The organism is Micromonospora sp. MGP-C2, assembly GCF_057766525.1.
In genome coordinates, this window is sequence record NZ_JBYMEN010000002.1 from 3099752 (window position 1) to 3111498 (window position 11747).

The window sequence follows — 11747 nt, forward strand, 5'->3', positions numbered from 1 at the left end:
GACATGACGAAGGGGCACGACCGGTGTGGCCGTGCCCCTTCGTCTCACCCGGGGATGGTTACTCCCCCGGCGTCGACTTCGCGATCTGCATCAGGAACTCGATGTTGGTACGTGTCTTCTTGAGCTTGTCGAGCAGCAGGTCCATCGCCGCCTGCGAGTCCAGCGAGTGCAGGACCTTGCGCAGCTTGTGGAGGATGGCCAACTCCTCCGGCGCGAGCAGGACCTCTTCCTTACGGGTACCGGACGGGTTGACGTCGATGGCCGGGAAGGTGCGCTTGTCGGCGATCTTCCGGTCCAGCTTCAGCTCCGCGTTGCCGGTGCCCTTGAACTCCTCGAAGATGACCGTGTCCGCCATGGATCCGGTCTCCACCAGCGCCGTGGCGATGATGGTCAGCGAGCCACCGTTCTCGATGTTGCGAGCCGCGCCGAGGAAGCGCTTCGGCGGGTAGAGAGCGGTGGAGTCGATACCACCCGACATGATCCGGCCACTGGCCGGAGCAGCCAGGTTGTACGACCGACCGAGCCGGGTCACCGAGTCGAGCAGCACGACCACGTCGTGCCCCAGCTCAACCAGGCGCTTGGCCCGCTCGATGGCCAGCTCGGCCACCGTGGTGTGGTCCTGCGGCGGACGGTCGAACGTGGCCGCGACGACCTCGCCCTTGATCGACCGCTGCATGTCGGTGACCTCTTCGGGCCGCTCGTCCACCAGCACCACCATCAGGTGGCACTCAGGGTTGTTGTGCGTGATCGCGTTCGCGATCGCCTGCAGCACCATCGTCTTACCCGCCTTCGGCGGTGACTGGATGAGTGCCCGCTGGCCCTTGCCGATCGGCATGACCAGGTCGATGACCCGGGTGGTGAGGATGTGCGGCTCGGTCTCCAGGCGCAGGCGCTCCTGCGGGTAGAGCGGAGTGAGCTTGTAGAACTCCGGTCGACGCCGGGCCTCCTCCGGCTCCATCCCGTTGATCGTGTCCAGCCGCATCAGCGGGTTGTACTTGTCGCGCCGCTGGTCACCGCTGTTGCCGCCCTCGCGGGCCGCCCGCACCGCACCGGTGATCGCGTCACCGCGGCGCAGGCCGTACTTCTTGATCTGGGACATCGAGACGTAGACGTCGTTCGGGCCGGCCAGGTAGCCGGTGGTCCGCACGAACGCGTAGTTGTCGAGCACGTCGATGATGCCGGCCACGGGGACGAGAACGTCGTCCTCGCTGACCTGCGGCTCACGCCCACCGGTGTCGGCACCGGTCTCGGTGCGCTCGCCCCGCCCGCGACGACGGTCCCGGAAACGGCTGCGCCGGCCGCGCCGGCCGCCACCCTCGCCGTCGTCGTCGTCGCTGTCCCGCTCGACACGCTCGACACGCTCGACACGCTGACCACGGTCGTTGCGGTCACCGCGGTCGTTGCGGTCGGCCCGCTCCGGACGGTCGTTGCGCTCGGCACGCTCGCCCCGGTCGGAACGCTCCGCGCGGTCGTTGCGCTCGCCCCGCTCGGCACGGTCGCCCCGGTCGTTGCGCTCGCCCCGCTCGGCACGCTCGCCCCGGTCAGCACGCTCGCCCCGCTCGGCACGCTCGCCCCGCTCAGAACGGTCGCCCCGCTCAGCACGGTCGCTCCGCTCGGCACGGTCGCCCCGCTCAGAACGGTCGCCCCGGTCGGAACGCTCGCCCCGGTCGGAGCGCTCGGCGCGCTCGGCGCGCTCCGGACGCTCGGCCCGGTCCCGGCGATTCTCGCCGCGGTCGGTCCGCTCGCCGGCGCCAGCCTCTTCGGTACGCGCCTCCTCGGCGCGGGCCTCGGTCGGACGCGCCTCAGCGGGACGCGCCTCGGTCGGACGGGTCTCCGCTGCTGCGGTCCGGCTCCGCCGGGTGCGAGTGCGACCTTCGGTCTCGGCGGCCGGCTCGGCGGGCGCCTGATCGGCGCTGCGCCCCTCTGCTGCCGGCCGGTCGGCGGTTTCCCGCACCTCGGCGCGCACCCCCTCACGGGTCGGAGCGGCCGCGGCCGCGACCTCGGCCCGTGGTCGAGGGGTCCCGGCGGCGTTGCCGCCCTGCCGCTCGGAAATCGCGGCGATCAGCTCGCCCTTGCGCATGCGAGCCGTGCCGGAGATGCCGAGCGACGCAGCCAGGCTCTGCAGCTCTGGCAGCAGCATCGCCGACAGACCGGTGCCGCTACGCCGACGACGGGCGGGAGCAGCTGCGGTGGCATCGCCAGCGACGTTGGAAACATCCGACGTCACGTCGGTGGTGTCGCTCAATGGATTCCTTCCCTCGTAAGGCCGTGGCTGCCCGGAGTCGAAACTCAGGTGGCCGGGCGGCCTCGGTGCACCCGCCTCGCAAGGACGCGTCGCGGGAGTCTGTGACACAGCAGCCGGTCGGTATCCCGACTCACCAACGTCGGTGAGCAGGTCTCGCCGTCTGCGGCGACCTGTGGAAACTGCGGTGCGGCGTGGGCCTTGGCAGGGGTAGACGGGCTGACCGCCGAGAGCTTCGGGGGTGCGCCGCCCCGCAGGAGATCGCGTGCTTCGCGGCTGTGCTAGGTCTAGAGCGTAATCAACTCTTCCGACCTGCGGCAACAGGGTCCCGCTCGGCGTGTCCAAGTCTACCCCGGGCAACCCGTGCGCCGCTGACGTCTATCGGTAACTGCCAGATCTGCCAGTCTGTTCCCGCTGGGAAGCTCGCCGGAGGCTCGCTGAGCGCCAGCACAGTCGGCCCCGCCCCACTGACCACAGCCGCCACACCGGCCGCTCGCAACGCGTTGACCAGGGAAGATGTCGCTGGCATCCCGGCTGAACGGTAATCCTGGTGGAGCCGGTCGACCGTGGCCGGAAGCAGCAGGCTCGGGTCGGCGGTGAGCGCGTGCACCAGCAGAGCAGCCCGCCCGGCGGTCAACGCAGCGTCGCCGTGCGGCACGGTGGCCGGCAACGCGGCCCGGGCGGCGGCGGTCAATCCGCGTTCGGCCGGCACGAAAACGATGGGCCGCACCCCGTCGGCGACCGGCAGGGACACCGCCCGGGAACCGGTCGGCTCGGACCAGGCCACCGTGAAGCCGCCGAGCAGGCAGGGCGCGACGTTGTCGGGATGGCCCTCGATCTCGGCGGCCAAACGGAGCACGCCCGCCTCGTCCAGCCGGTGCTCCCCGTCGGTGACCAGGGCGCGGGCCAGCAACACCCCGGCGACGATCGCGGCGGACGAGGACCCGAGCCCCCGCGCCTGGGGGATCCGGTTGACACACTCCACGCTCAACCCCCGGGGTGGGCGCCGAGCACGTCGAAGGCGGCGCGCATGGCCCGCACCACGAGGTGCCGGTCATCGTCGGGCAGCTCACCGGCACCCTGCCCGGTCACCGTCACGCGGACACCGGCCGACGTGACCTCGGCGGCCAGGTCGTCGTGGAGCCCCAGGGCGAGACCCAACGCGTCGAAGCCAGGGCCCAGGTTGGCGCTGGTGGCGGGGACCCGGACGCGAACCGGCCCGGCGGTGAAGTTCGTCGGCACGCGCTCATGGTAGGGCCTGTTTCACAAGGGCGGTCGAGTCCGGGCGGCGAGCCGGCAAGGCGCGGTTTCGTCCGGATACCGGTGTTGTATCTGGACCCCCGACCGCAGCCTGGGACCGCCCGGTTCAGCCGACCGGCTCGGGGGTCACCTCGGTGAGCGAGAGCCGACGGGTGGCGATCCGCCAGCCCACCGCGTACACGAGGGTGATCAGCCCGCAGCCGGCGAGCACGACCCGTTCGTCCACCACGTCCACCACCATGGCCACCGCCAGTTGGCTCACCGAGATGGCCAGCGTGGCGAGCATCATGTCGGTGGCGAAGACGCGCCCCCGCAGGTGGTCCGGGACCTCACCCTGGAGGGCGAAGTTCGATATCACCCAGTTGCTACCGCCCGCGAAGTGCGCCAGGAAGACCAGCAGCAGCACCAGCGGAAACCAACGGACCACCGATGCGCCCAGGTAGGACAGGCCGTAGAGCGACATGGACAGCGCGAGCGCGGGCAGCAGCCAGGCTCGGTTGGTCAGCACCCGACGCATCAGGATCGGCCCCACCAACGCCCCGGCGCCCCGCACCGCGAAGAGCAGGCCGGCACCGAGCGGGCCGACGCCGTACACGCCGGCCAGCAAGGGGAACACGGTCAGCACGCCGTTGCCCAGGCCAACCGCCGACTTGACAGTGACCAGCGCGAGCACCCGGGGTCGGTGCCCGATGTAGCCGAGCGCCTCACGGACCGCCGCCCAGGTCCGCTGGGCCGGTCGGGTGGTGTCCCGGGGCGCCTGCAGGGGCCGGCGGATCCGGGTCGCCAGGCCCGCGGCCAGCGCCAGGCCCACCGCCGCCACCCAGAAGCAGACGTACGGGCCGGCGACGGTGCTGAGGACGCCGCCGAGCGAGGCGCCGACCACGGTCATGGTGCCCCAGGCGGAGCCGGCCACGGCGTTGCCGGCGGCCAGCTCGTGAGGCTCCAGCACGTTGGGCAGCGCAGCCTGGGCGGCCGGTGAGTAGAACGCCTTGGCGACCGCCACCACGCCGATCGCGACCAGCGCCAACCACGCCGTACCCGCGCCCCGGACCCCGAGCAGCAGCAACACGCCCGCGAGCGCGGCCACGTTCGCGGCGATCATGATCTTGCGCCGGTCGAACCGGTCGGCGATCGTGCCCGTGTACGGCAGCAGCAGCGCCACGATGCCGGTGTCCACGGCCAACACCAGTGCGCCCCAGACTCCGCTGCCGGTCAGGTGGGGCAGCAACACCAGCAGGGGCACCATGACGAACCAGTCAGCGCCGAAGACCACCAACTCGGCGAGGAAGAGGTTGCGGAAGCTCCGATTGCCGGTCAGAACCGAGAGGGTGGACGCCACGGAGCGCGACCCTACCTGTTCGGTACGGGGGCTACACCTGCTGCCAGCAGCGCGGAGACGGTGACGAATGTGTAGCCGCGCGACCGAAGTCCGTTGATCATGTCGGTCAGTCCGCGCAACGCGACCAGCCGCCGACGCGCTCCCACGTCGTGGCCGAGCACGATCGTTCCCGGTCGGACGTTGGCCACGATCCGTCGGGCGTGGCCGGCCGGGTCGCCGGGAAACTCACGCTCCACCATCTGCAACGACCAGAGCACGAGTCGGTAGTCCAGCCGGGCCGCCGCGTACAGCACCGCCCCGCCCAGGTGGCCGTACGGCGGGCGAAGCAGCCGGGGCGGCACCCCCGTCACGTCGGCGATCGCGTCGTGGCTGCGACGAAGATCGTCGTACGCCTCGGTGGCGTCCAGTTCGGCAAGGTCCCGGTGTGCCCAGCTGTGGTTGCCCACCTCGTGCCCGGAGAGCCGGTCACGGATGACGTCGGCGTGCCGCCGGACCTGCGTCCCGACCAGGAAGAAGGTGGCCGGGACCCGATGCTCGGCCAGGGCCTCGAGCACCATCGGAGTCCACTGTGGCGCGGGGCCGTCGTCGAAGGTGAGGGCCACCAGTCGCTGCCCGGTCGGCACCGACCAGACGACCTCCAACGCCCCGCCGCCGACGCCCTGGTTCCCGTTGCCAAAGGTGGCGCCGGCGGGGCCGCCGGCGAGCTGCGTCCGGCGATGGGTGCCCCACCACAGCTCGGACGTCGCCGCACCGATGGCCACACCGCCGACGATCAGGACGCCGCGGCGCAGGAGATCGCGCCGCGCCCACCCGCGCGCACCCTCGGCCATCCGCCCGTCCTGCGTCACCACACCCCCAGCCGCTCACCTGGAGTATGCAAGACGTGACGCGCAGTGCCGAGCGCGGCGGATCGGAGTGTCTCGACCGATCAACGTGGAAACGCCCCCGGCAGAACCCTGCCGGGGGCGTTCCGCAGTGCGGTCCGACCTACTCGGTCGGCTCGGACGGAGGCAGCGGCGAGGTGCGGCTACGGGGCAGCCGCAGCACCTCGAACTGGTCCGTGCCCTCCACCAACGCACCCGACGGGGCGGGACGCCCGGCCGGCTGCGCACCCCCGGCCGCCGCCGGGACAGGCGCGGCGCTCGGCACCGCTACCTGATTCGGAGCAGCCGCCTCGTCGGTGTCCGCCGTGGGCACCGCCGGGTCACCGGAGCGCCGCCGACTACGCCGAGCCCGCAGCGACTCCTTGGTGTTCTCCACCATCGTGTAGAGCGTCGGCACCAGGATCAGCGTGAGCAGCGTCGAGCTGAGCAGGCCACCGATCACCACGACCGCCAGCGGCTGAGAGATGAAGCCGCCCTCACCGGTCAACCCGAGCGCCATCGGCAGCAGCGCGAAGATGGTCGCCACCGCGGTCATCAGGATCGGACGCAACCGGCGCCGGCCACCCTCGACCACCGCCTCCTGGACCCCCATGCCCTGCGCACGGTACTGGTTGATGAGATCGAGCAGCACGATGGCGTTGGTCACCACGATGCCGACCAGCATCAGCACGCCGATCAGCGCCGGCACGCCGAGCGGCGTCCCGGTGACCAGCAGCAGGCCGATCGCGCCGGTCGCCGCGAACGGAATGGAGATCAGCAGAATCAGCGCCTGGGTGAGGCTGCGGAACGTGGCCACCATGATCAGGAACACGATCGCGATCGCGGCCAGCACCGCCAGACCCAGATCACCGAACGCGTCCGCCTGGTCCGCGCTGACCCCACCGATGGTGAAGGTCGCTCCGGGTACGTTGATGCCGTCCAGCCGCTTCTGCAGCTCCTGGCTCGTCGCACCCAGGTTCGAGCCGGTCGCGGCGCCGGTCACCGACACACTGCGCTCACCGTCGATTCGACTGACCTGTTGCGGCCCCTCGCCCTGCGTGACCTGCGCGATGTCACCCAGCTTGACCGGCCCGACCGGCAGTGCCCGCAACTGCTCCACCGACATCGGCGGCTGCGTACCCAACCGCAGCACCACGTTCTGCTGCTGGCCGTCGAGCGTGACCGGACCCAGCGGCGCTCCCCGGAACGCCTGCGACACGAGCTGCCCCACGGCGGCCTCGGTGAGCCCGGCCCGACCGGCCGCGACCCGGTCGACTGTCACGTCGACACGCGGCACCTGCGCGGCAAGGCTGGTGGTGACATCCTCGACGTCCGGCACGCCGGCCATCGCCGTACGGGCCTCCTCGGCGGCCCGGGTCAGCACCTCCGGGTCACTGGCCTGGACGATGACCTCCAGCTGGCTGGTCGACGCCTCCTGCCCGCCGCCAAAGGTGATCTCGCCCAGTCCGCTGCCGAGCTTGTCGAACTCCTCGCGCAGCACCTCACGCATCTGCTTCGCGTCGGTGTCGCCGTCGAGCGCCAGCGACCAGGTCGCGATGTTGTTGCCGCCGCCCCCGAACGGGTTGTCCCCGCCGCCGGCGGTCACCTGGTACGTCTGGACGCCCTCGGTACGGGACAGCACCGACTCGACCTGCTTGGCCGCCGCGTCGGTGGCCGCCAGGCCACTGCCGGCCGGCAGTTCCTGGCTCATGTTGAGGGTGTCCTGGCCGGAGTCGTCCAGGAAGTTGGTCTCCAGCTTCTGGGCGAGGCCGAAGGTGCCGAAGAGCACCAGCAGACCGAGCCCGACGGTGATCCAGCGGGTCGACCGCTTGCGGGTGGCGAACCCGATCACCGGCAGATAGGCCCGCTGCAACGGGCTGCGCAGCTCCTTCTCCTCCGCGCCGCGCCGCACCGCCTCGTCGTCCGCGGTGCCGCCGCGCGGCTTGAGGAACCAGTACGCGAGGACCGGGATCACTGTCAGCGACACCAGCAACGAGGCGAGCAGGGCCACCGTCACGGTGATCGCGAACGGCGCGAAGAGCTGGCCCACGAACCCGCCGACCAACGCGATCGGCGCGAACACCGCCACGGTGGTGAGGGTTGACGCGGTCACCGCGCCGGCCACCTCGCGGACGCCGGTGATGATGGCGTGCCGCTTCTCCTCGCCGTACTCCAGATGTCGTTTGATGTTCTCCAACACGACAATCGAGTCGTCCACCACCCGGCCGACCGCGATTGTCAGCGCGCCGAGGGTGAGCAGGTTGAGCGAGTAGTCGCCGATCCACAGGGCGATCAACGCCACCAGCACGGAGAGCGGGATGGAGACGGCGGTGACCACCGTCGAGCGCACCGACAGCAGGAAGACCAGAATGACGATGACCGCCATCACCAGGCCCAGCAGGCCCTCGGTGGTCAGCGACTCGATCGACTTCTCGACGAACGGCGCCTGGTCGAAGACCACTGTCAACTCCGCGCCGGAGGCGTCCTTCAGGTCGTCAAGCCGGTCGCGGATATCGTGCGAGATCTGCACCGCGTTGCCGTCCGGCGCCGCGGTGACCGCGATGCCGAGGCTGTCCTTGCCGTTGGTCCGGGTGATCGCGGTGGCCGGAGCCAGTTGCTGCTCGACGCTCGCCACATCAGCGAGACGCACGGGCGTCGCGCCCGGGGAGACCACGATGCCGCGCAGGTCGTCCAGGGTGGCGATCGGCGTGCCGACCTGCACCGGAAGGGACAGCGCCCCGTCGGTCACCGCGCCGGCGGGAACCGCCACGCCGTTGGTCTTCAGCGCCGCGCCGATCGCCGTCGGCTGGACCTTCGCCGCGGCCAACTTCGCCGGGTCCGGGGTGACCAGCACGACGTCGTCGCGGGTGCCGGTCACCTCGACCGTGCGAACCCCCTCGACGCCCTCCAGCTCCGGCACCACCGCCGTACGCAGCTTCTCGGCCAGCGCCCGCTCGTCCCCCGTGCCGGTCGCGGCCAGCACGACCGCCGGCAGGTCGTCGGTGCTACCGGCGATGACCTGCGGGTCGACGCCCTCGGGCAGTTGGGAGTCGATCCGGCTCAGCGCGGTCTGCATCTTGTTGACCACGTCGTCCAGGTCGGTGCCGAACTCGTACATCACCTGGACGGTGGCCGAGCCCTCGCGGGACGTGGAGGTGATCTGGTCCAGCCCCGGGATGCCCTGGAGGGCGTTCTCGATCGGCTCGGTGACCTGTGACTCGACGATCTCGGGGCCGGCACCGGGGTAGGGGGCCACGATGAACGCGGCCGGGAACTCGAGCGACGGCAGCAGTTGCTGCTTCAGCGACGGCACGGCGAACGCTCCGAACGCCGTAATCACCACCGCGATGAGGGCGACAAGCCCTCGGTTGGCGAGGCTGAATCTGGCGAGCAGCGACATCGGCCTGGTTCACTCCTGAACGAGAATGCGGGCGGGGATACGTGAAAGTGTGCCCGACACGATCACCAGAACCCCCGCCGCCCCCACGCCCGTCCCGCAAACCGGCCGGCCTCCGCCGGTCACCGACCGGGCGGTGGCGCGTTCAGGCCAGGTCGAGGGCGCGGGCCGCGGCCATCGGGTCGTTCGCGATGGTCAACGGCGCCGGCGCGGTGGAGATCGCCCACTCCGGGTCCTTCAGACCGTGGCCGGTCACCGTGCAGACCACCGTCGATCCGGCCGGCACCGCGCCCGCCGCGGCCTGCTGGAGCAGGCCGGCCACGCTGGCCGCGCTGCCCAACTCGACGAAGACCCCCACCTCGCGGGCGAGCAGCCGGTACGCGGAAAGGATCTCCCGGTCGGTCACCGCGGCGATCAGGCCACCGGAGGTGTCCCGGGCGTCCAACGCCTTGGTCCAGCTCGCCGGGTTGCCGATCCGGATCGCCGTGGCGATGGTCGACGGCTCCGGCACGACCTGGCCGGTCACGATCGGGGCCGCCCCGGCGGCCTGGAAGCCGTACATCTTCGGCGTCCGGGTGGTGGTGCCGGCGTCCCGCTCCTCCGCGTAGCCCATCCAGTAGGCGGAGATGTTGCCGGCGTTGCCGACCGGCAGGCAGTGGATGTCCGGGGCGTCACCGAGCGCCTCGACGATCTCGAAGGCGGCGGTCTTCTGACCGTGCAGCCGATCGATGTTGACCGAGTTGACCAACGCCACCGGGTGGTCCTGGGCCAGCTTCGCGGCGAGCGACAGGCAGTCGTCGAAGTTGCCACTCACCTGGAGGAGCTTCGCGCCGTGCACCAACGCCTGGGCCAGCTTGCCCAGCGCGATCTTGCCCTGCGGCACCAGCACCGCGCAGGTCAACCCGGCCCGGGCCGCGTACGCCGCGGCGGAGGCGCTGGTGTTGCCGGTGGAGGCGCAGATGATGGCCTTGTTGCCGGCCTCGACCGCCTTGGACACCGCGAGGGTCATCCCCCGGTCCTTGAACGAGCCGGTCGGGTTGGCGCCCTCCACCTTGAGGTGCACGTCACAACCGATCCGGGCGGACAGCACCGGCGCCGGCAACAGCGGGGTGTTCCCCTCGTGCAGCGTGACGACCGGCGTGGCCGCGGTGACCGGCAGCCGATCCCGGTACGCCTCGATCAGACCCCGCCACATGTCGTTCTCCTCGCCTCTACCGCCGCGCCGACCCGCATCAGGGTCACCTTGGACCAGCCTGCCCGAGCCGTCTGTCGCACACCCCGGCTTACCCACCTGGCGGGACGCGTGAGCCGTCCCGTCGATGGTCCAACGACTCAGGCGCCGCCCTCGACCCGCAGCACGCTGGTCACCGACCGGACGATGTCCAGACCACGCAGCTCACCGACGGTCGCGGCGAGCGCGGCGTCCGGCGCGACGTGCGTGACGATGACCAGCTCGGCGTCGCCGTCCCGGCCCGGGGACCCGCCCGCCGAGCCCTGCCGTACGGTCGCGATCGACACGTCGTGCCGGGCGAACACGCTCGCCACCGAGGCCAGCACACCCGGGCGGTCGGCCACGTCGAGGCTGACGTGGTAGCGGGTCAACGCCTCGCCCATCGGCCGGACCGACAGGTCCGCGTATGCGCTCTCGCTGGCCGCGCGCACCCCGGCGAGCCGGTTGCGGGACACCGCGACCACGTCACCGAGCACGGCGCTCGCGGTCGGCGCACCCCCGGCGCCCCGGCCGTAGAACATCAGCTGCCCGGCCGCGTCGGCCTCCACGAAGACCGCGTTGAACGCGTCGCCCACGCTGGCCAGCGGGTGGCTGCGCGGGATCATCGCCGGGTGCACCCGGACACTGACGGTCTCCCGACCGCTGGCATCGACGCCTCGGGCCGCGATGCAGAGCAACTTGATCGTGCAGCCCATCGCCTGGGCGCTGGCCATGTCCGCGGCGGTCACCTCGGTGATGCCCTCGCGGTGCACGTCGGCCGCGCCGACCCGGGTGTGGAACGCCAGCGAGGCGAGGATCGCCGCCTTCGCCGCCGCGTCGAAGCCCTCGACGTCGGCGGTCGGGTCGGCCTCCGCGTACCCCAGGGCGGTGGCCTCCTCCAGTGCCTCGGCGAAGCCGGCGCCGGTCGCGTCCATGGCGGAGAGGATGAAGTTGGTGGTGCCGTTGACGATGCCGGTGACCCGGTTGATCCGGTCACCGTGCAGCGACTCCCGCAACGGGCGCAGCAGCGGGATGGCCCCCGCCACGGACGCCTCGTAGTAGAGGTCGCCGCCACCCTCGGCCGCCGCCTCGTGCAGAGCGACGCCGTCCTCGGCGAGCAGCGCCTTGTTGGCGGTGACCACGCTCTTGCCGGCGCGCAGCGCCTCGACCAGCCAGCCTCGGGCCGGCTCGATGCCGCCGACCACCTCGATCACCACGTCCACGTCGTCACGCTTGATCAGGCCGAGCGCGTCGGTGGTGAACAGGTCCTCGTCGACCGGCAGGTCACCCCGGTCACGGCCGAGCCGACGGACGGCGATGCCGGCGATCTCCAGCGGAGCGCCGATCCGCGCGGCCAGGTCGGCCGACTGCTCGTGCAGCAGACGGACCACCTCCTGGCCGACAGTGCCGCAGCCGAGCAGCGCCAAGCGCACAGG

Annotated in this window: 6 protein-coding genes and 1 pseudogene; all 7 read right to left on the reverse strand. The window is 71.5% G+C overall.

Going from position 1 to position 11747, the window contains the following annotated elements:
- Positions 1 to 58: 58 nt before the first annotated feature.
- The 7 genes and pseudogenes from rho to AC3CF1_RS13900 all read right to left on the reverse strand — a co-directional run bounded on the left by rho (position 59) and on the right by AC3CF1_RS13900 (position 11744).
- Positions 59 to 2245 carry a transcription termination factor Rho gene (rho, locus tag AC3CF1_RS13870; RefSeq protein ID WP_488450610.1) on the reverse strand — a complete coding sequence of 729 codons (2187 nt, stop codon included), beginning with the start codon at positions 2243 to 2245 and terminating at the stop codon, positions 59 to 61.
- Positions 2246 to 2540: 295 nt separating this feature from the next.
- Positions 2541 to 3484, reverse strand: a pseudogene (thrB, locus tag AC3CF1_RS13875) (homoserine kinase).
- 124 nt (positions 3485 to 3608) lie between these two features.
- Positions 3609 to 4841: an MFS transporter gene (locus AC3CF1_RS13880; protein WP_355162858.1), complete on the reverse strand. Its 1233-nt coding sequence runs from the start codon at positions 4839 to 4841 to the stop codon at positions 3609 to 3611.
- Between the two features lie 11 nt (positions 4842 to 4852).
- Positions 4853 to 5671: a polysaccharide deacetylase family protein gene (locus AC3CF1_RS13885; protein ID WP_488450611.1), complete on the reverse strand. Its 819-nt coding sequence runs from the start codon at positions 5669 to 5671 to the stop codon at positions 4853 to 4855.
- 157 nt (positions 5672 to 5828) lie between these two features.
- Complete coding sequence (locus tag AC3CF1_RS13890) at positions 5829 to 9104, reverse strand: efflux RND transporter permease subunit (RefSeq protein WP_488450612.1); 3276 nt, start codon at positions 9102 to 9104, stop codon at positions 5829 to 5831.
- A 142-nt stretch (positions 9105 to 9246) separates the two neighbouring features.
- The gene (gene thrC / locus AC3CF1_RS13895) at positions 9247 to 10296 is read right to left on the reverse strand and encodes a threonine synthase (RefSeq protein ID WP_357411042.1); all 1050 of its coding nucleotides are present in this window, start codon (positions 10294 to 10296) and stop codon (positions 9247 to 9249) included.
- A gap of 137 nt (positions 10297 to 10433) precedes the next feature.
- Complete coding sequence (locus AC3CF1_RS13900; RefSeq protein WP_172862230.1) at positions 10434 to 11744, reverse strand: homoserine dehydrogenase; 1311 nt, start codon at positions 11742 to 11744, stop codon at positions 10434 to 10436.
- Positions 11745 to 11747 lie beyond the last annotated feature (3 nt).